This window comes from Candidatus Pantoea soli (assembly GCF_007833795.1).
Classification (GTDB): Bacteria; Pseudomonadota; Gammaproteobacteria; order Enterobacterales; family Enterobacteriaceae; genus Pantoea; species Pantoea soli.
In genome coordinates this window covers 1,041,172-1,060,169 of the sequence record NZ_CP032702.1, presented here as the reverse complement: position 1 = coordinate 1,060,169, position 18,998 = coordinate 1,041,172, and the positions used below count along the sequence as shown (strand labels likewise).

At 59.5% G+C, this 18,998-nt stretch carries 18 protein-coding genes; 10 read left to right on the top strand and 8 right to left on the bottom strand.

Going from position 1 to position 18,998, the window contains the following annotated elements; genetic code table 11:
- Positions 1-25 precede the first annotated feature (25 nt).
- Positions 26-940 carry an SPFH domain-containing protein gene (locus D8B20_RS04845; RefSeq protein WP_145887649.1) on the top strand — a complete coding sequence of 305 codons (915 nt, stop codon included), beginning with the start codon at positions 26-28 and terminating at the stop codon, positions 938-940.
- The gene (locus D8B20_RS04840; RefSeq protein WP_145890394.1) at positions 940-1,398 is read left to right on the top strand and encodes an NfeD family protein; all 459 of its coding nucleotides are present in this window, start codon (positions 940-942) and stop codon (positions 1,396-1,398) included. The genes D8B20_RS04845 and D8B20_RS04840 overlap by 1 nt, the downstream gene beginning before the upstream one ends.
- On the opposite strand, the gene cueR is transcribed toward D8B20_RS04840, so the two are convergent.
- Complete coding sequence (cueR, locus tag D8B20_RS04835) at positions 1,374-1,790, bottom strand: Cu(I)-responsive transcriptional regulator (protein ID WP_145887647.1); 417 nt, start codon at positions 1,788-1,790, stop codon at positions 1,374-1,376. The genes D8B20_RS04840 and cueR overlap by 25 nt on opposite strands.
- Before the next feature lie 534 nt (positions 1,791-2,324).
- Here cueR and copA point away from each other — a divergent pair.
- The 4 genes from copA (at position 2,325) to ybaK (ending at position 6,465) form a co-directional block, all read left to right on the top strand.
- Positions 2,325-4,835, top strand: coding sequence for a copper-exporting P-type ATPase CopA (gene copA, locus D8B20_RS04830; protein WP_145887645.1), 2,511 nt, complete (start codon positions 2,325-2,327; stop codon positions 4,833-4,835).
- Positions 4,836-4,903: 68 nt separating this feature from the next.
- Positions 4,904-5,704 (top strand): TraB/GumN family protein, encoded by an 801-nt coding sequence (locus tag D8B20_RS04825; protein ID WP_145887643.1) that lies wholly within the window; start codon positions 4,904-4,906, stop codon positions 5,702-5,704.
- 35 nt (positions 5,705-5,739) lie between these two features.
- Positions 5,740-5,958, top strand: a complete 219-nt coding sequence (locus D8B20_RS04820; RefSeq protein WP_145887641.1) for a hypothetical protein — start codon at positions 5,740-5,742, stop codon at positions 5,956-5,958.
- A 27-nt stretch (positions 5,959-5,985) separates the two neighbouring features.
- Positions 5,986-6,465: a Cys-tRNA(Pro)/Cys-tRNA(Cys) deacylase YbaK gene (gene ybaK / locus D8B20_RS04815; RefSeq protein WP_145887639.1), complete on the top strand. Its 480-nt coding sequence runs from the start codon at positions 5,986-5,988 to the stop codon at positions 6,463-6,465.
- Here the strand turns inward: ybaK and D8B20_RS04810 are convergent.
- Complete coding sequence (locus D8B20_RS04810) at positions 6,462-7,331, bottom strand: LysR family transcriptional regulator (RefSeq protein ID WP_145887637.1); 870 nt, start codon at positions 7,329-7,331, stop codon at positions 6,462-6,464. The two genes, ybaK and D8B20_RS04810, sit on opposite strands and share 4 nt — an antisense overlap.
- A gap of 90 nt (positions 7,332-7,421) precedes the next feature.
- On the opposite strand from D8B20_RS04810, the gene D8B20_RS04805 reads away from it, so the two are divergent.
- Positions 7,422-7,853, top strand: coding sequence for a multidrug/biocide efflux PACE transporter (locus D8B20_RS04805; protein WP_145887635.1), 432 nt, complete (start codon positions 7,422-7,424; stop codon positions 7,851-7,853).
- Between the two features lie 32 nt (positions 7,854-7,885).
- Here D8B20_RS04805 and ushA read toward each other — a convergent pair whose 3' ends face one another.
- Complete coding sequence (gene ushA / locus D8B20_RS04800; protein WP_145887633.1) at positions 7,886-9,637, bottom strand: bifunctional UDP-sugar hydrolase/5'-nucleotidase UshA; 1,752 nt, start codon at positions 9,635-9,637, stop codon at positions 7,886-7,888.
- Positions 9,638-9,682: 45 nt separating this feature from the next.
- On the opposite strand from ushA, the gene D8B20_RS04795 reads away from it, so the two are divergent.
- On the top strand, positions 9,683-10,039 hold the full coding sequence (locus D8B20_RS04795; protein WP_145887631.1) for a hypothetical protein: 357 nt from the start codon (positions 9,683-9,685) through the stop codon (positions 10,037-10,039).
- 69 nt (positions 10,040-10,108) lie between these two features.
- Entirely contained in the window at positions 10,109-11,797 is a 1,689-nt protein-coding gene (gene ybaL / locus D8B20_RS04790) for a YbaL family putative K(+) efflux transporter (RefSeq protein WP_145887629.1), read from the top strand.
- 69 nt (positions 11,798-11,866) lie between these two features.
- On the opposite strand, the gene D8B20_RS04785 is transcribed toward ybaL, so the two are convergent.
- The 4 genes from D8B20_RS04785 to D8B20_RS04770 all read right to left on the bottom strand — a co-directional run bounded on the left by D8B20_RS04785 (position 11,867) and on the right by D8B20_RS04770 (position 15,924).
- Complete coding sequence (locus tag D8B20_RS04785; RefSeq protein WP_145887627.1) at positions 11,867-13,168, bottom strand: inosine/guanosine kinase; 1,302 nt, start codon at positions 13,166-13,168, stop codon at positions 11,867-11,869.
- Between the two features lie 59 nt (positions 13,169-13,227).
- Positions 13,228-14,187: a ferrochelatase gene (gene hemH, locus D8B20_RS04780; protein ID WP_145887626.1), complete on the bottom strand. Its 960-nt coding sequence runs from the start codon at positions 14,185-14,187 to the stop codon at positions 13,228-13,230.
- A gap of 112 nt (positions 14,188-14,299) precedes the next feature.
- On the bottom strand, positions 14,300-14,944 hold the full coding sequence (gene adk / locus D8B20_RS04775) for an adenylate kinase (RefSeq protein WP_145887624.1): 645 nt from the start codon (positions 14,942-14,944) through the stop codon (positions 14,300-14,302).
- Between the two features lie 152 nt (positions 14,945-15,096).
- Positions 15,097-15,924: a DUF6024 family protein gene (locus D8B20_RS04770; RefSeq protein WP_145887622.1), complete on the bottom strand. Its 828-nt coding sequence runs from the start codon at positions 15,922-15,924 to the stop codon at positions 15,097-15,099.
- Between the two features lie 198 nt (positions 15,925-16,122).
- Between D8B20_RS04770 and D8B20_RS04765 the strand changes: the two genes are divergently transcribed.
- On the top strand, positions 16,123-16,992 hold the full coding sequence (locus D8B20_RS04765; protein ID WP_145887620.1) for a LysR substrate-binding domain-containing protein: 870 nt from the start codon (positions 16,123-16,125) through the stop codon (positions 16,990-16,992).
- Between the two features lie 73 nt (positions 16,993-17,065).
- On the opposite strand, the gene htpG is transcribed toward D8B20_RS04765, so the two are convergent.
- Positions 17,066-18,940: a molecular chaperone HtpG gene (htpG, locus tag D8B20_RS04760; protein WP_145887618.1), complete on the bottom strand. Its 1,875-nt coding sequence runs from the start codon at positions 18,938-18,940 to the stop codon at positions 17,066-17,068.
- Positions 18,941-18,998 lie beyond the last annotated feature (58 nt).

The following is an 18,998-nucleotide window of genomic DNA, read 5'->3' as shown; positions in this document are numbered from 1 at the left end:
GTCAATCTGACAGCCAGGAGGTTATATGTTAACTGTGATTCCCGTCATCATCGTACTCGCGCTGGTTACCGTCTGGGCCGGGGTAAAAATTGTCCCGCAGGGTTATCAGTGGACGGTGGAACGTTTTGGCCGCTACACCAAAACGCTGCCGCCCGGTCTCAATCTTGTGGTGCCGTTCATGGATCGTATTGGTCGCAAAATCAATATGATGGAACAGGTTCTCGACATCCCTTCGCAGGAAGTGATCTCCAAAGATAATGCCAACGTCACCATTGATGCGGTGTGCTTTATTCAGGTGGTGGATTCGGCGCGTGCTGCCTATGAAGTCAGCAATCTGGAGCTGGCGATCATTAACCTGACCATGACCAATATCCGTACGGTACTGGGCGGAATGGAACTGGATGAGATGCTGTCGCAGCGCGATAACATCAACACCCGTCTGCTGCACATTGTGGATGAAGCCACGAATCCATGGGGCGTAAAAATTACCCGTATTGAAATCCGCGACGTGCGGCCGCCGCAGGAGCTGATTGCCGCGATGAATGCGCAGATGAAGGCCGAACGCACTAAACGCGCGGATATTCTGGCTGCTGAAGGGGTGCGTCAGGCCGCTATTCTGCGCGCTGAAGGCGACAAGCAGTCACAAATTCTGAAAGCAGAAGGCGAGCGCACCTCAGCCTTTCTGCAGGCGGAAGCGCGTGAACGGCAGGCTGAAGCAGAAGCCAATGCCACGCGCGCAGTTTCAGACGCAATTGCCGCCGGGAATATTCAGGCGGTGAACTACTTTATCGCCCAGAAATATACCGATGCGCTGCAGAAAATCGGCGAATCCGGGAACAGTAAAGTGGTCATGATGCCGCTGGATGCCAGCAGCCTGCTCGGCTCCGTTGCCGGGATCAGCGAACTGCTGAAAGAGAGCCGTCCGGAGCGCAAACCATGATGGTCATGGAGCTGATTGCGCACCCGCACTGGTTCTGGCTGACGCTGGGTGGATTGCTACTGGCGGCCGAAATGCTCGGCACCAGCGGTTATCTGCTGTGGAGCGGCCTGGCTGCAGTGCTGGTTGGCATCGTCGAGGGGCTGGTTCCCCTGTCATGGAAAAATCAGGGATTGCTGTTTGCTGCGCTCACGCTGGTGTGCGTGTTTCTCTGGTATCGCTGGATACGCTATCGCGAATCCGCACAGCAGCCCAGCACCCTCAATCAGCGCGGCACCCAGCTGGTTGGCATGCACCTGACGCTGGACAGTCCGCTGAAGGCCGGCATCGGCCATGTGCGCATTGGTGACAGCAGCTGGCGGGTGCAGGCCAGAGAAGACCTGCCCGCCGGTACGCCAGTGGTGGTCACCGGCGTCTCCGGCATCACGCTGCTGATTCAGCCACGTTTTCCGTCATCCTGATGGCAGCAACCGGCCAGGTGGTTGATGATAGGGCAATCGGCACTGTCATTGCCGGGACAGGCTTCCGCCAGCGCCAGTAAACGCGCACGCATGGCGTGCAGCTCTTCAATGTGCGCGGCAATCTCATCGGCCTTTTGCAGCGTGCGCGCTTTGACATCGGCGCTGTGACGCGACGGATTATTAAACAGCGCCACCAGCTCGCGGCACTCGTCCAGCGTAAAACCGACCTGACGCGCCTGCCGTAACAGATTCAGCTCTTCAAGATGATGCGCGTTGTAACGCCGGTAGCCGTTTTCGCTGCGTACCGGCGGCGTCACGACGCCCTTCTCTTCATAAAAACGGATCGCTTTGCTGGTCAGCCCGGTTTTCTTTGCTATATCGCTGATGTTCATTCGCTTTCATCCTCTTTTCTGCTCTGAGGCGCGTCCCCTGTCCGGCCTGTGCCGGGCTGTGCTGCCTTCACTTCCGCCGCCTATTATAGCCGGATGGCGACGGATACCCTGCGCGATCCGGGCGATGCATGACCGCCGGCGCGCCGTGCTGATTGCCCGTTACTTCTTCAGCAGCCTGTCAGTGATGCTCTGATCAGACCCCGGCATTCTGCAGCCATACCTGACCGGCACGCGCCGGGAAAACGTGCCGGTAATCAGGAGACTGTCCGCATCCCGGATGGCGTAAGCCGCTTACTTTCCCTGAGCGGAAGACTGGCCGTTCCGGATACACAGGCAATGGCAGTGGTTACCCGGCGCACTGCCGCCGCCGGTGCGCCGGACGGCGGCTGCCTGTGCCTGCTTTCCTGAAAATCAGTATCGCACATAGCAACGGGAACGACTCGCCTGCCCTTGACCTTCCCCCTGATGGAAGGTTTAGCCTGTAAAAACATTCTAAAATGAACAGTGAATACCATCATCAACGAGGAGTGGATAATGTCTCAGGTTCAATTACTGGCACTGGACGGCTTGTCCTGCGGCCACTGTGTGAAACGGGTCAAAGAGGCGCTGGAACAGCGCAGCGATGTGGAACAGGTGGAGATTACGCTGGAAGAAGCGCGCGTCACCAGCAATGCCAGCGCCCGCGATCTGATCGCGACCGTGGAGCAGGCAGGCTACCACGCGGCGGTTAAAAACGAGGCAACGCCCCCAAAGCCTGATCCGTTGCCAGCTCAGGAGCCGCCGCCGGAGGCGCTGACAACGGAATCGCAGCCGGCAGAAGCAGCGCTGCCCGTGCACCATTTGCTGATTAGCGGCATGAGCTGTGCCAGCTGTGTCAGCCGGGTGGAACAGGCGCTGCAAAACACCCCCGGCGTCAGTCAGGCGCGGGTGAATCTTGGCGAGCGCAGCGCGCTGGTGCTGGGCACCGCATCGGCCGCCGACATGCTCAGTGCGGTCGATCAGGCGGGTTACGCCGCAGAAGTGATTGAAGATGAGCAAACCCGCCGCGAACGTCAGCAGGCGAGCGCGCAGCAGGCGATGCGCCGTTTCAGCTGGCAGTCGGCGCTGGCGCTGCTGGCGGGTATCCCGCTGATGGTCTGGGGCATGTTCGGCGATCATATGATGCTCACTGCCGCCAACCAGACGCTGTGGCGCACGCTTGGACTGCTTACCCTGCTGATCATGCTGCTGACCGGCGGCCATTTTTATCGCAGCGCCTGGCGCAGCCTGCGCCATGCCACGGCCACCATGGATACGCTGGTGGCGCTGGGCACCGGCGCGGCCTGGCTCTACTCCATGAGCGTTGCGCTGTGGCCTGACTTTTTCCCGCCGCAGGCGCGGCATCTCTATTTTGAAGCCAGCGTCATGATCATCGGCCTGATCAATCTGGGGCATGCGCTGGAGCAGCGGGCGCGTCAGCGCGCCTCGAAAGCGCTGGAACGGCTGCTGGACCTGACGCCAGCGCAGGCGCGCGTCGTGACGCCGCAGGGAGAAACGCTGCGACCGCTCAGCGAAGTGACCTCCGGCATGACCCTGAAACTGGTGACCGGCGACCGCGTGCCGGTAGATGGTGAAATAACCCAGGGCGAAGCCTGGCTGGATGAAGCGATGCTGACCGGCGAAGCGGTGCCGCAGGCAAAACAGATTGGCGACACGCTGTATGCCGGCACGCTGGTCCAGGATGGCGCGGTGCAGTTTATTGCCCGGGCGACCGGCAGCCACACCACGCTGGCGCGTATCATTAACATGGTGCGTCAGGCGCAGAGCAGCAAACCGGACATCGGTCGTCTGGCCGATCGCATCTCCGCGGTGTTTGTGCCGGTGGTGGTGGCGATCGCCGCGATCAGCGGTCTGGTGTGGTATCTGGCGGGGCCGCAGCCGCAGCTGGCCTATACGCTGGTGATTGTCACCACGGTGCTGATCATTGCCTGCCCGTGCGCCCTGGGTCTGGCCACGCCGATGTCGGTGATTGCCGGCGTCGGGCGCGCGGCAGAGCTGGGCGTGCTGGTACGGGATGCCGATGCGCTGCAGCGGGCCAGCGAAGTCGACACGCTGGTGTTTGATAAAACCGGCACCCTGACGCAGGGCACACCGCAGGTCGCTGAAGTTATCACCTATGGTGCGCGCGATCGTCAGCAGGTGCTGCATGCCGCAGCCGAACTGGAGCAGGGCTCCCGTCATCCGCTGGCGCAGGCAATCCTGGCCGCCGCGCCGCCAGTCAGCGCCTCAGCAGCAGAGCAATTTCGTACAATACGCGGCAAAGGCGTAAGCGCTACTGTAGCAGGCAAGGCAAGGCTACTGGGCAATAGTGCGTTACTGGATGATCAGCAGGTGGATTACACCCCGGCCAGCGCCGATATCGAACGCCTGGCCGCACTGGGTGCCACGCCCGTGCTGCTGGCTGAGGATGGCCAGCTGCTTGGCCTGATTGCGCTGCGCGACACACTGCGCCCGGAAAGTACCGACGCACTGGCGCGTCTGCATGCGCTGGGTTACCGGCTGATTATGCTGACCGGCGATCATCAGCAGACCGCGCAGGCGATTGCCGCGGAAGCCGGCATTGACGAGGTGATTGCCGGCGTACTGCCGGACGGCAAAGCGCAGGCCATTGCCCGTCTGCAACAGCAGGGACGAAAAGTGGTGATGGTGGGCGATGGCATCAATGATGCCCCGGCGCTGGCGCAGGCTGATGTCGGCATTGCCATGGGCGGCGGCAGCGATGTGGCGGTGGAAACCGCGGCCATGACGCTGATGCGTAACGATCTGCACTGCGTTGCCGATGCGCTGGCGGTGGCCAAAGCCACGCTGCGCAATATGCGCCAGAACCTGCTCGGTGCGTTTATTTATAACAGCTGCGGCATTCCGCTTGCTGCCGGCGTGCTCTATCCGTTTACCGGCCTGCTGCTGAGCCCGATTGTTGCCGGTGCCGCGATGGCGCTCTCTTCGATCACCGTGGTGAGCAACGCCAATCGCCTGTTACGTTTCACGCCAGCGCAGCGGCAATAGCAGGCTCTGCCCTGTTTTTCCGCAGATGAAATCGCTAGCATGGCGTTTTGACTTCAGAAGGACCGGGCATGAAAAGCAGTCTGTGGCACGGCCTGCAGCAGTGGGTCACCCGCCTGTTTCCGGCCAGTTATCGCTGGCCGGCACTGGATATCCGCCTTGGCGACCGCCGTCTGCACCTGACCGGCAGTATTCATATGGGCACGCGGGATATGCAGCCGCTGCCCGCCGGCCTGCTGCGTCAGCTGCAGAAAGCGGATGCGCTGGTGGTGGAAGCCGATATTACGCAGGGCGAGTCACCCTTTACCGGCGTGGAGACCGCGCCGCCGCTGGCAACCCGGCTGGAACCTGCGGCGCTGCAGCAGCTGACCGCGCTGTGTGAGACCTTATCGCTAAGCCTGAGCCTGTTTGATCATCTGCCGTTCTGGCAAATCGCGCTGATGCTGCAGGCACAACAGGCGCAACGCCTCGGGTTACGTCCGCAGTATGGCGTGGATTATCAGCTGCTGCAGGCGGCAAAAAGCGCCGGTAAGCGCATCATTGAGCTGGAAGGGCCGGACACGCAGATCGCCCTGCTCAAATCCCTGCCACAGGATGGCCTGGCGCTGCTGCTGGATACGCTGACGCACTGGCACACCAATGCCCGCCTGCTGCAAACCATGATCAGCTGGTGGCTGGATGCGCCGCCGGCCCGGCAGCCGGTCAGGCTGCCGGGAACCTTCAGCAGTGAACTGAATGACACGCTGATGCGCAATCGCAATCAGCACTGGCGCGATCTGCTGCAGGCGCTGCCGCCGGGCCGCTATGTGGTGGCGGTAGGCGCGTTGCACCTCTATGGCGATGACAACCTGCCAGCGCTGCTGAAACAGTAGCCCTAAACGTGCGGCTGCGGATGAGGCATTGCTCCGTGGCGAACGCAGATAGCGGCAGTAACCCTGCCGCCGCATATGAAGAACGCCCGCTTTCAGCGACCGCAGAGACACATAAAAAAGAAGGCCGATATTGCTATCAGCCTGTCAAAGAGGAATGTGTTTATGATTTTGGTTATCGCCAGCATCGCTGGCGCGGGGCAATTTTCGCGCAAAGTTCAGATTTTCGCCAGCACTATTCATCAGTTTGTACATAAGATTTTTCTTAGCTAAGGATTAAAAAAATGACGCCCGCTGTAAAACTGCTGGAAAAACAAAAGGTCGCTTTTACTCTGCATCCTTATGAGCATGACGCGCACGAAACCCATTTCGGGGATGAAGCGGTGCGTAAACTCAACCTGGATGCCCGCCAGGTGTTTAAAACGCTGCTGGTGGCGCTAAACGGTGATGCAAAAGCGCTGGCCGTAGCAGTGACACCGGTCGCCAGCCAGCTGGATCTGAAAAAAGTGGCGAAAGCGCTGGGCGCGAAAAAAGCCGATATGGCAGACCCGCAGCTGGCGCAGCGCGTCACCGGTTATCTGATAGGTGGGATCAGCCCGCTGGGACAGAAAAAGCGTCTGCCGACGGTGATTGACCAGCAGGCCGCAGCGTTCAGCACCATTTTTATCTCCGGCGGCAAACGCGGGCTGGATATTGAACTGGCGGCGCAGGATTTGGCCCGCCTGCTGGATGCGTCGCTGGCTGATGTCGCACGACGCGATTAATCCGGCTGCTGAGCACAGAGCTGATCGATCATCCAGCGCCCGGCCGGCCCGGGTGGGTTACGGCGCGACCAGATAACGTCAACGGCAATATGCTGCGGCCATCCGGGCACCGGCAACGCTTTCAGCACCTGATGGCCGAACTGTGCCACCAGCCAGCGCGGCAGCACGCTCCAGCCAAATCCCTGCTCCGCCATCTCCAGCAGTAACAGATAGGTTGGCGCGGACCAGACGCGCCCGGCAGGCAGCGGTTCACGGTTCTGCACCCAGGTGTTCAGCCGCAGCTGCCGCAGTTCGCTCAGCTGCGCCTCACTGACCTGCGGTGCCTGTGCCAGCGGATGATCCTGATGCAGGAAGATGGCCATCTGCGCTTCCACCTGCAGACGCGCAACGGCCAGATCCGGCGGCAGCGCAGGCTGCGTGCGCACCACCCCCAGATGCACCCGCCCGGCCTGCAGCAGATCCAGCACATCTTCATCTTCCGCCAGCATGCATTCAAACTCGATATCCGGATAACGTTCCTCAAAGCGCGTCAGCAGACGTTCGTGATGATCGGCCTGCCAGAAATCGGAAATGGCCAGACTGAGGCGCGGCTCGACGCCCTGCGCCAGCCTGACTGCCAGCTCATCCAGCCGCTGACCTGCGGCCAGAATCTGCTGTACCTGCGCCAGCGCGCGCTCCCCCTGGGCGGTCAGCACCGGCTGACGGCCGGTGCGGTCAAACAGCATAAAGCCCAGATCATCTTCCAGATTCGCCACTGCGCTGCTGATGGTGGACTGGCTTTTTCCCAGCGCCCGTGCGGCCGCGGAAAACGATCCGCTGGCCACGGTCTGTACAAAAGCCTCAAGGGATTCCGGAGAGTATTTCATGTTTATCCATCGCTTTTATCGATAGGTGTTCATTTTATCTTATCACTGTGCAGTGAGAAAATGCGCCGCGTAACCGCAAAGGAGGTGTTTATGCGTACCCGTTCGCTGAAAGAACGATTTTTTCATGCCACTGGCTTTGAACTGCTGGCGATAGTCACCGTTTCGCCGCTGGCCGCCTGGGTGATGGATAAGCCGCTGTTTCAGATGGGCGCGCTGGCTATTGCCCTGTCCACCGTGGCGATGCTGTGGAACATGCTTTATAACAGCGGCTTTGACCGTATCTGGCCACCGCATGCCCCGCGCGGCGCGGCGCTGCGTATCCTGCACGCGCTGGGCTTTGAAGGCGGGTTTATTCTGATTGGCCTGCCGATTGCGGCCTGGATGCTGCAGATTTCGCTGCTGGACGCCTTTCTGCTGGAGGTGGCGTTCTTTCTGTTCTTCCTGCCCTATACGCTGGCGTATAACTGGGTGTGGGACAGGCTGCGTCAGCGCTGGGTGGAAGCGCCAGCCTGTAAAGCGTAGCGGGATGGCGGCCCGGGCGGGCCGCCGTGCTTTCACTCATGGGCGGCACGCGGCCAGATCCATGCCAGAATCATCTGCGGATAGCTGCGTTTTTTCTCTTTCTGCCGGGCTTTATCCCGCTCCTGCACCTGTGCGGCAGTCAGGTGCACCACCGCCGGCGGCGCATACTCTGCCAGCTTAAGCGGTGAGTGCCGGCTGACGTAATCCCGCAGCACCTCTGCATCACGCAGACCGCTGTTGCGAAAACCGCTATGGTTATCAAGCACCGGATACCCGTCACCGCCGCTGGCGTTGAAACTGTTGGTGGCCAGACGGTACGTTTTCGCTTTCTGCAGCGGTTCACCGTTGATTTTAACCTCGCTGACGCTGTTGCCATCTGCCACCAGGCTGACCTGACTGAACTGCGCAAAACCGCCAGAGTCCGCTTTGATGTTGGCCACTTTCGCCAGATACTGCTGCACCTCTTCACCGCTCAGCGTCACCGAGACCACCTGATTACCGAACGGCTGTACCTGCAGCAGATCGCGCCAGCGAAGCTCGCCTGCCGCCAGCGAGGCGCGGATACCGCCGCCGCTGATGACCGCAAAGTCCGCCTGCGTCGCGGCCATCTGTGCGCGCAGAATCAGCTGAGCCAGCGGCGTCTGCTCAAAACGGACTTTGCTGCGATCGCCTGTGAAAAGATCATCGCTGCTGCCGACTTTCACATCCAGCTGTTTACCGGCACGCAGCTGATAAGGGGTCAGAAGCTTCATCATTGCGCTGTTCGGCGCAATCAGCTCCTGATACGGCAGCCAGGTTTCGCTGCCGTCGAGATTTTTGACTTTATGTTTAAGGTTGACCGGGATCAGCTGGTAGTTCTCCAGCGTCAGTTCACCATTCCGGAAGGTAAAATCACCGCGTCCGACGTATTTGCCCCACTCTTTCGCCTGCATGATCCAGACGCCGTTCTGCCGATCGGGCTGGCACGGCTGGCCGGGCTGATGATCCTGCTCGCTGACGTTCGCTTTCGCCATGCAGACCGCATCATGGGAGTGGCCGCCGACAATGACGTTAACCGTGCCCGCGGGCAGGCTGCGCGCCAGTTCGACATCACCAGGCGCGTTGCTGCCGTGCTGCCCATCGTCATAATGGCCCATGTGCGTCAGCGCGATGATCACATCCGGTTTTTCGCTGGCGCGCAGTTCGGCCACCGCTTTTTCGGTTTCTTTTACCGGATCGCGAATCTCCAGCTGCGCCACGTTCTGTGGGTTGGCAATCCGCAGCGTGTCGGTGGTCGTCAGGCCGATGACGGCGATCTTCAGCCCCATGCGGTTAAAAATAGCCCAGGGCTTAAACAGACGCTTATCGCTGCCTTTCTGGTAAATGTTGGCGGAGAGAAACGGAAATCTGGCCCATTTCTGCTGCTTCTGCAGCACGCTGAGCGGCTTATCAAATTCGTGATTTCCCAGCGCCATCGCATCATAGCCCACCAGGTTCATGCCGCGAATATCCGGCTCGGCGTCCAGTAAGTCCGATTCCGGTACCCCGGTATTGACATCGCCGGCTGAAAGGATCAGCGCGCCGCCGCCTTTGGCCTGGACGTCATAACGCTGCTGATCCATCAGCGTTTTCTGCGCCGCAAGGCCATATTCACCCTGCGCATTAGCCCAGTAATGGCCATGATGATCGTTGGTGTGCAGAATGCTGAAACGGTAGCTGCGATCGGTCTGCCAGGCCTGCGCCAGCAGCGGCAGCAGGAGTATCGTCAGCGCCAGCCAGCGCCCGGTGCGTGGTTGTAACAACAAAGCCAATCTCCTTATCTGGTGTTTTTCCACGGTGCGGTGAAGGTAATGAGCGAAATTGCCCTCCTGTGTCGCACAGTTCAGGCTTTAACTCAAGTGAAAGGCGTTGTTCAGCATCCGGACCAGCGTAACCTGCGTGTCCGCCTGATCGCCTGCTGGCCCAGCGCAGCGGCAGCCCTGGCACCTGAATCCCCCCTTGCCCGCCGTGGCCTCACCGGGCAGGCGCTTTATCGCGGTTTCCCTGATGCGCAGCGCGGCGGTGGCGACAACATCAGGCATACAGCCCGCTTTCCTGTGCGGCAGAATCCCGGCTCTGCGCCGGGGATAATTGCTGAAAATGACGCTTCGACTGCATTTTTGTCGCATTTTTTCATTTTTTTCATCTTTTACCACGCAAATGTCTAAACGCGCTGCGCCAATGTGCATTACACTTCATTGTTACAAGCGGATACATTTGTACACAAGGAGACAGGCATGCATCACACTACCCCGTTGATCACCACCATTGTCGGAGGTCTGGTCCTCGCATTTCTCCTTGGTATGCTGGCGAATCGCCTGCGTATCTCGCCGCTGGTGGGCTATCTGCTGGCGGGAGTCCTGGCGGGCCCCTTCACGCCGGGCTTTGTCGCCGATACCAATCTCGCCCCGGAACTGGCTGAGCTGGGCGTCATTCTGTTGATGTTTGGCGTGGGGCTGCATTTTTCCCTGAAGGATTTAATGTCGGTAAAGTCGATCGCCATTCCGGGCGCCGTCGCGCAGATTGCTGTCGCGACGCTGCTGGGAATGGGCCTCTCCTGGACCCTGGGCTGGTCCTGGATGACCGGGCTGGTGTTTGGTCTATGCCTCTCCACCGCCAGTACCGTCGTGCTGCTGCGGGCGCTGGAGGAGCGACAGCTGATTGACAGCCAGCGCGGGCAGATCGCCATCGGCTGGCTGATTGTCGAAGATCTGGTGATGGTGCTGACACTGGTGCTGTTGCCGGCCATCGCCGGCATGCTGGAACAGGGCAATGCCAGCCCGACGCTGCTGGCGTGGGATCTGATGCTGACGATTGGTAAAGTGGCCGCCTTTATGGTGCTGATGATGGTGGTGGGCCGTCGGGCAGTGCCGTGGATCCTGGCGAAAAGCGCCGCCACCGGCTCACGGGAGCTGTTTACCCTTTCCGTGCTGGCGCTGGCGCTGGGCATCGCTTTTGGTGCGGTGGAGTTTTTTGATGTCTCCTTTGCGCTGGGCGCCTTCTTTGCCGGCATGGTGCTGAACGAATCTGAACTGAGCCATCGCGCGGCGCGCGATACGCTGCCGCTGCGTGACGCCTTCGCCGTGCTGTTTTTTGTCTCGGTCGGCATGCTGTTTGATCCGCGAATTCTGCTGGAGCAGCCGCTGGCGGTGCTCGGTGCGCTGGCGATTATCGTACTGGGCAAATCGATCGCCGCCTGGCTGCTGGTCACCCTGCTCGGCCATTCGCGCCGTACCGCGCTGACCATCTCCGTAAGCCTGGCGCAGATTGGGGAGTTTGCCTTTATCCTCGCCGGGCTCGGGATTTCGCTTGGGCTGCTGAGCGAAGAGGGACGCAACCTGGTGCTGGCCGCCGCCATTCTCTCGATTATGCTCAATCCGATTCTGTTTACGCTGCTGGAACGCTATCTCGATAAAACCGAGACCATGGAAGAACAGACGCTGGAAGAGGCCATTGAAGAAGAGAAGCAGATTCCGGTGGATATCTGCCATCATGCCATCATCGTGGGTTATGGCCGCGTGGGCAGCCTGCTGGGGCAGAATTTGCTGGAAGCCGATGTGCCACTGGTGGTGGTGGAAAACTCCCGGCCGCGCGTCGAGGCGCTGCGTGAACAGGGGATCAAAGCGGTGCTGGGCAATGCGGCCCGGGTGGAAACCATGGATCTGGCGCGGCTGGACTGCGCACGCTGGCTGCTGCTGACCATTCCAAACGGTTATGAGGCGGGCGAGATTGTCACCGCGGCCCGTGAAAAGCGCCCGGATATTGAGATCATTGCCCGCGCGCACTATGACGATGAAGTCACCTATATCATGGAGCGCGGCGCCAATCGCGTGGTGATGGGCGAACGCGAAATTGCCGGCAGCATGCTGCAGGTGCTGCAGGACGAGATCGCGCATAGCCCGATTGTGCGCGCCTGCCCGATCTGATCCCGCCTTAACACTGCGCGACAGGCTCCCGGCGTCGCATCCGTCGGGGGTGCAACGCCGGGGGCTGCCTTAGCGATCCCAGTAGGACTCTTCCAGGCTATCTTCCCGCTCCGGCAGGCCGCGCGTCAGGCGCGGTGAGTGCTGGTTCAGCACCTGATAGCTCACGCGGTTGGCATATTTGCACACCTGCGCCAGCGAGGAGTATGTCAGATATTCACGCGCATGCTTGCTGGAGTTCGGCACCTTCTGGCGGTGGAAATTATTGGCGGTAATATCATGCAGCAAGGCGGCCAGCGCACCGTCCCCCGCGCCGTTGGTGTTCATGATCTTTTCCGGCCCGCCCATATAAGGCGCGATATGCGAGAAAATACGCAGCGGCTGCTGGCAATCCTGATGGCGCATGGCGCGGCTGAACTCATACTGGTTAAATTCAGCAATTGCGCCCGGCAGCAGCGGATGATTGGTTTTGCGTTTGAAGGCGTCCTCGGTAAAGCCCGCCATATAGAGCCCGGTCGGGCCGGCGGTGCACAGCACCAGATCCACCCAGTCGAGCGCCTGATTGGCGGCCAGCAGCGGATCGGGTTCCCCGGTCAGGGCAAAGGCTTCCTCTTCATTCATCGCCACGATGGAGACGTGCTCACGCAGGAAATCGCGCCAGAACTGCGGGTTATCCTGAATCACATATTTCGTCCCCAGCGTCAGTACCACCGGCACGTTGTGTTTTTTTGCATAGCCAATGGCGCGCAGCGTGGCTTCCGGCATCGGTTCGCCCGGCTGGCAGCGCACCAGATAAGAGGTCAGCACCAGCGCAGAGGCCCCGGCAATCACCGCTTCCGGGATGCTATCCGCCTGCAGCTGGTTCATCAGGCCGGGACTGATGGCAAAGGTGCGTTCGCCGTGCTCGCCAATCAGCGTAAAGCAGCGGCCAATCGGCCCGTCAACGCCCTGCAAAAAGTTGAGGTCCATGCGGCTGGAGGTATTGCACAGATAGCGATAGGCGTAGCCGCCAATCTGAATGTTGTTACACATCACGCCCAGCAGCACCGAACGGTCATCCGCCAGTACTGAGTAGTTGTGCAGCGTGTTGCCAATGGTACCGCCGGCGAACTGGTGGCTGATCAGCTGCTGCGCCATCAGCTCACGATAGAGCGCCTCAGCGGTGGCATCATCAATAACCAGTGAATGGCCGGCGCTCAGGTTGTAGCGCTGCAGAAAATCGTCATCCACTTTGGCTTCGATATCCACCAGCGTCTGGTCGATACCCACCACCCAGCTGCCCTCTTCCTGCTCCTGCTGAGTCGCCTGAAGCAGAGGATCGCGCGCGTTGACGGGGAAATAGTGTTTGGATTTGCGTTTGCCGGGAAATTTCATGAAAGCTGCCGTCAGGGGAAAATCAGGCAGAGAATGATATCACATTCTCTGCCGCCACCTTAACGACGCGCGTTAACCAGCTGCACCATCATGTCAATATGGGCATCATCTGCGTTAAGCGCTGGAATGTACTCAAATTTTTCACCGCCGGCGTGCAGGAAAATTTCGCAGTTTTCACCGCTGATCTCCTCCAGCGTCTCAAGACAGTCAGCGGCAAAGCCCGGGCTCATAACCTGTACATGCTTAATGCCTTTTGCCGGCAGGCTTTTCATGGTTTCGTCGGTATAGGGCATCAGCCACGGCTCGCGGCCAAAGCGCGACTGGAACGTCATCATGATTTTATGCGGTGCAATGTTCAGCGCGGCTGCCAGCGCCGCGGTGGTATCTTTACAGCGCTGCGGATAGTCGTCGCCCTGATCGGCGAAGCGCTGCGGAATACCGTGATATGACAACACCAGCAGATCCGGCTCACCGTGCTGCGCAAAAGAGCGCTCCACCGACGCTTTCAGCGCCGCGATATAAGCCGGATGTTCGGCATAATCGCGGATAAAGGCCACTTCTGGCAGCGAACGCAGCGGTTTAAAGCTGGCTGCCAGGCCATCCCACACGGCCGCGACCGTTGAGCAGGAGAACTGCGGATAGAGCGGCAGCACAATCATTTTGGTTACGCCCTGATCCAGCAGGCGTTTTACTGCGCTATCAAGGCTGGGCTGGCCGTAGCTCATACCCAGCTCGACCGGAATATCCAGACGCTGCGCCAGTGCGGCCTGCTGTCGCTTGCTGAATACCATCAGCGGTGAACCCTCTTCCATCCATACCGACGCATAAAGTTTAGAGACGCGCGGCGAGCGGAAAGGCACGATGACGAAGTTAAGAATTGGCCACCATAGCAGGCGGGGAACATCCACGACGCGCGGATCGCCGAGGAACTGTTTCAGATAGCGTTTTACCGCTGCGGTGGTCGGTGCATCCGGTGTGCCGAGATTAACCAGCAAAACGCCGGCCTTTTCTTGCCTCATTGTATTTCCTTGATGTCACAGAGAATGGATCTGAATCGGGGGAAATTGTAGCGGAAAAAGCGAAGGGGGAAAGCAATTGCTGCAAAAGGGCCGGACATCCGGCCCCTGCGACTTAGCCGAGAATATCGGCCAGCTGGGCACTCACTTCAGCAACCTGGCGGGTGCCGTCGATTTTGTGATATTCGGTGTTACCGGCTTCCGCTTCTTTGCTGTAGTAAGCAATCAGCGGCGCAGTCAGCTGATGGTACTCCACCAGACGCTTACGCACGGTCTCTTCCTGGTCATCTTTACGCGTGGTCAGCTCTTCGCCGGTCACATCATCCTTCCCTTCCTGTTTCGGCGGGTTGTATTTGATGTGATAAACGCGGCCTGACGGTGCGTGTACGCGACGGCCAACAATGCGATCAACGATCAGCTCATCCGGTACCGCGAACTCCAGTACATAGTCAACCTTGATGCCGGCCTCTTTCATGGCGTCGGCCTGCGGAATGGTGCGTGGGAAACCATCGAGCAGGAAGCCGTTTTTGCAGTCTTCCTGCGCGATACGCTCTTTAACCAGCGCAATCACCAGATCGTCAGTCACCAGTTTACCGGCATCCATAATCGCTTTGGCCTGCTGGCCCAGCTCGCTGCCCGCTTTTACCGCAGCACGCAGCATGTCGCCTGTGGAGATCTGCGGAATACCGTATTTCTCCATGATGAATTGAGCCTGAGTGCCCTTACCTGCGCCCGGTGCCCCGAGCAGAATAATACGCATTGCGTAATTCCCCTTGCGAATCGCATTGATCAATCTGAGAAGGCCAAGAACATACCATTATGACCCGCGCACCACAAGGCAACCCGGCGCGCTTCCACGGAAAGGCCTACTTTGACCTGCTTTAGCTGAATGCGCCAGCGGCCGGGCTGTTTTTAGGAATTGTGGTGGGCAGCCAGCAGCTCGCGCAGGCGCTTTTTCAGTGCGGCGGTCACGTTCTGCGTTTTATTGCCGTTGCCGCGCACGCTGGCGTGCAGGCAGAGGCAGTGCGTTTCCGGCAGCAGCGTGGCATCCGGCGGTAACCGGGTGAGCGTCAGATCCGCGGGCAGCGGGAACAGCGCAAAGGGCAGGCCCGGCTGCTGCACCGAGTGCAGATAACAGGGCGTTTCCAGCGTAATGGCCTCAACGCAGGCGATATTGAACGGTTTCCAGTCGCTTTGCGCCATGCTGTCCAGCGCCTGCTGTGGCGCCTCTCCCAGATTGAGCCCCTGTTCAAACAGCCGCAGTTCGCTGCGCACCAGCGTGCTGAAATCGTGCGTGCGCAGCGCAATTAACACCAGGTTATCGCTTAAGGCGGCGTGACGGTTGAGCTGTGCGACAAACAGCCGCGCTTCACTCACCAGCCGTTTATGCAGCCCGGTCGCAAATGATGCAGAGGCATCGGTGACGCCCTGGCTTTGACACTCGCTCAGCGGTCGCACCCGGCCGGTTTTTTCATCCACGTGCGCAATCAGCGCAATATTGCCCGCCAGCATTGGCACGGCAGGCAGCACGCTCAGTTCACTGACCGGATAGTGCGCGGCATAGCGCGTGTTATTGCGCGCCTGTTCCTGCCGCAGAAACAGCTGTGAAAGCAGCACCTGTGCAATATGCAGCGAAGGTGCAAAGAAGAGATCGTGATTTTCCAGCCGATAGTGGCGGGAGAGCAGGCCGCGCAGCTGATCGCGCACCGCTGCCCGGGCAGACGCCTGTTGTGAAGCCATCGCGTGACATTTCTCTTTGTTATTGTGCGGTGAATGATGGCGGACGACAGCCTGACGCGCGGCGCAGAGCGGGATACAACACAGAGACACCCGCCAGTCAACCCGCCAGAATCAGGAGCAGAGGTTAGGTCAATGCGTGTGGACATTAAAATGATATAAATTGACAATCCCTGTTAGGTTTTTACACAGGGGATGAGTATGACCGCGCTTCCGTCGTTACGTGCACTGCACTACTTCCACCATGCGGCACTGCACAGCAGTTTCAGCCTTGCCGCTGAACAACTGCATGTGACCCATAGCGCTATCAGCCATCAGGTGCGCCAGCTGGAAAGCTGGATGGGCAAACCGCTTTTCATGCGCGCCAGCGGGCGCGTGCGCTTAACCTCACACGGTGAACGGCTGCTGGCCAGCTGCCAGCAAGCGTTCAGCGAACTCGCCACAACCTGTGAAAGCATCCGCACCGGTATGCGACACCACCTCAGTATCGCCTGTGCGCCCAGCTTCCTTGCCCAATGGCTGATCCCGCGCATCAGCAGTTTTTATCAGCGCTATCCTGATATTCAGGTGCAGTTTCAGCCGCCGGGCGGTATCGATCAGCTGCGCAGTGAACACACGGATGTCCTGATCTTCAGCGACGAACAGCCGTCGGACGACGATATTGATGCCACGCTGATCGCTGACGAATACCTCGGTCCGCTGTGCGCACCGCAATACGCCAGCGGCTTTCAGCCGCCGCTGGATTTCGCGGCGCTGCCGCTGCTGCATGCAGATACCCGCCCGCACGCCTGGGCCGAATGGGCAAAGATCAGCGGCGTGACCGGCCATTTTCGGGGTGGCAAGCACTTCGATAACCTGACGCTGGGGATTCAGGCGGCGAGAAACGGCCTGGGGGTCATTGTGGCACCCCGCCTGCTGGTCCGGCAGGAGCTGCAGGACGGCACGCTGGTTGCCCCGCTGGGATTTGTGCGCGCTAATCGTGCGACCTGGATGATGACCCAGCGTGCCCGGCAGCACGACGCTGAAATTACGCGGTTTCGGGACTGGTTAAGGGAAGAGGCAGTGAACTGAAGCGCCAGCGGGCGCCCATCCGGGAAGCGCAGGCCAAAAAAAGGCGGCTCGTTGCGAACCGCCCTGAACTGCATTACGCCGTCAGCAACTGATTCATGCGACGGATAAACTGGTTCGGATCATCCAGCGTTCCGCGCTCTGCCAGCAGTGCCTGATCCAGCAGCAGCTCGACCCATTCCGCAAAGCGGGTTTCGTCCTGCGTATCAGCCACGCGTTTCACCAGCGTGTGATCCGGATTGATTTCGAAAATATACTTCACTTCCGGCACGTCCTGACCGGCGGCGGCAAACAGTTTCGCCATCTGCGTGGTCATTTCGTTGGCATCAGTGGTGACAATGGCCGGGGTGTCCGTCAGACGATGCGTCAGGCGTACCTCTTTGACGCGCTCGCCGAGCAGCGTTTTCACACGCTCAACAAATGGCTCCAGCGCCTTTTCCGCCTCTTTCTGCTCTTCGGTCTCTTCATCTGCCAGTTTGCTCAGCGATTCATCCGCTTTGCTCACTGACTGGAAGGTTTTACCCTCGAACTCTGTCAGATAGCTCATCATCCATTCGTCGATGCGATCGGACAGCAGCAGCACTTCAATGCCCTTCTTGCGGAACAGCTCCAGATGCGGGCTGCTCTTCGCCGCGGCATAGCTGTCCGCCGTGATGTAGTAGATCTTCTCCTGCCCTTCCACCATGCGGCTCAGGTAGTCGTCCAGCGAGATAGTCTGTTCTGCCCCTTCGCTCTGAGTGGTGGCGAAGCGCAGCAGTCTGGCGATGGTCTGCTGGTTGGCGTGATCTTCCGCCGGGCCCTCTTTCAGCACCAGACCAAACTCTTTCCAGAACTGTTGGTATTTCTCAGCGTCATCTTTGGCCAGTTTTTCCAGCATCTGCAGGCTGCGTTTGGTCAGCGCGGCGCGCAGGCTCTGGGTGACGCGGCTGTCCTGCAGAATTTCACGCGAGACGTTCAGCGGCAGGTCATTGGAATCAATCAGACCGCGCACGAAGCGCAGGTAGTTCGGCATGAACTGCTCGGCGTCGTCCATGATGAAGACGCGCTGCACATAGAGCTTCAGCCCGTGCTTGCTGTCGCGGTTCCACATGTCGAACGGCGCGCGCTGCGGAATGTACAGCAGGCTGGTGTACTCCTGCTTGCCTTCAACGCGGTTGTGGCTCCAGGCCGCGGGATCGCTGAAGTCATGCGCGATGTGCTTATAGAACTCTTTGTACTCGTCGTCGCTGATTTCCGCGCGGTTACGCGTCCACAGCGCCTGCGCTTTGTTGATCTTCTCCCAGCTGCTGGTGCCGTTTTCTTCGTCTTTGGTTTCAATTTCAACCGGCAGCGCAATGTGGTCGGAGTATTTGCTGATGACGCTGCGTACGCGCCAGGCATCCAGGAAGTCATCTTCGCCTTCGCGGAAATGCAGAGTGATATCGGTACCGCGATCGGCCTTGTCGATATCCGCCAGCGTGTATTCACCTTCACCGGCCGACTCCCAGAACACGCCCTCTTCCGCTTTCGCGCCAGCGGCACGCGTACGCACCGTTACTTTATCTGCCACGATGAAAGCGGAGTAGAAGCCGACGCCGAACTGGCCAATCAGCTGACTGTCTTTGGCCTGGTCAGAGCCCATGGATTCCAGGAACGCTTTGGTACCGGATTTGGCGATGGTGCCCAGGTTCTCGATCACCTCATCGCGACGCATACCAATGCCGTTATCGCTCAGCGTCAGGGTGCGGTTTTCCTTGTCGACCGAGATACGCACGCGCAGTTCGCCGTCGCCTTCATACAGATCCGGCGTCGACAGGGCGCGGAAGCGCAGTTTGTCAGCGGCGTCAGAGGCGTTGGAGATCAGCTCACGCAGGAAAATCTCTTTGTTTGAATAGAGGGAATGGATCATCAGGTGCAGAAGTTGTTTTACCTCTGACTGGAAGCCACGCGTCTCTTGTCCTTTCATGGTCATTGCTACCTCAACAGAATGGGGTTGATCAAACGTTGAGAGAGAAATGGGGATGGCGGGA

What these genes read in the sequence shown, in the direction of transcription:
- D8B20_RS04845 (WP_145887649.1), top strand. Translation starts at nt 26, where the DNA reads ATGTTAACTGTGATTCCCGTCATCATCGTACTCGCGCTGGTTACCGTC.
- D8B20_RS04840 (WP_145890394.1), top strand. Translation starts at nt 940, where the DNA reads ATGGTCATGGAGCTGATTGCGCACCCGCACTGGTTCTGGCTGACGCTG.
- cueR (WP_145887647.1), bottom strand. Translation starts at nt 1,790, where the DNA reads ATGAACATCAGCGATATAGCAAAGAAAACCGGGCTGACCAGCAAAGCG.
- copA (WP_145887645.1), top strand. Translation starts at nt 2,325, where the DNA reads ATGTCTCAGGTTCAATTACTGGCACTGGACGGCTTGTCCTGCGGCCAC.
- D8B20_RS04825 (WP_145887643.1), top strand. Translation starts at nt 4,904, where the DNA reads ATGAAAAGCAGTCTGTGGCACGGCCTGCAGCAGTGGGTCACCCGCCTG.
- ybaK (WP_145887639.1), top strand. Translation starts at nt 5,986, where the DNA reads ATGACGCCCGCTGTAAAACTGCTGGAAAAACAAAAGGTCGCTTTTACT.
- D8B20_RS04810 (WP_145887637.1), bottom strand. Translation starts at nt 7,331, where the DNA reads ATGAAATACTCTCCGGAATCCCTTGAGGCTTTTGTACAGACCGTGGCC.
- D8B20_RS04805 (WP_145887635.1), top strand. Translation starts at nt 7,422, where the DNA reads ATGCGTACCCGTTCGCTGAAAGAACGATTTTTTCATGCCACTGGCTTT.
- D8B20_RS04795 (WP_145887631.1), top strand. Translation starts at nt 9,683, where the DNA reads ATGAGCGAAATTGCCCTCCTGTGTCGCACAGTTCAGGCTTTAACTCAA.
- ybaL (WP_145887629.1), top strand. Translation starts at nt 10,109, where the DNA reads ATGCATCACACTACCCCGTTGATCACCACCATTGTCGGAGGTCTGGTC.
- D8B20_RS04785 (WP_145887627.1), bottom strand. Translation starts at nt 13,168, where the DNA reads ATGAAATTTCCCGGCAAACGCAAATCCAAACACTATTTCCCCGTCAAC.
- hemH (WP_145887626.1), bottom strand. Translation starts at nt 14,187, where the DNA reads ATGAGGCAAGAAAAGGCCGGCGTTTTGCTGGTTAATCTCGGCACACCG.
- adk (WP_145887624.1), bottom strand. Translation starts at nt 14,944, where the DNA reads ATGCGTATTATTCTGCTCGGGGCACCGGGCGCAGGTAAGGGCACTCAG.
- D8B20_RS04770 (WP_145887622.1), bottom strand. Translation starts at nt 15,924, where the DNA reads ATGGCTTCACAACAGGCGTCTGCCCGGGCAGCGGTGCGCGATCAGCTG.
- D8B20_RS04765 (WP_145887620.1), top strand. Translation starts at nt 16,123, where the DNA reads ATGACCGCGCTTCCGTCGTTACGTGCACTGCACTACTTCCACCATGCG.
- htpG (WP_145887618.1), bottom strand. Translation starts at nt 18,940, where the DNA reads ATGACCATGAAAGGACAAGAGACGCGTGGCTTCCAGTCAGAGGTAAAA.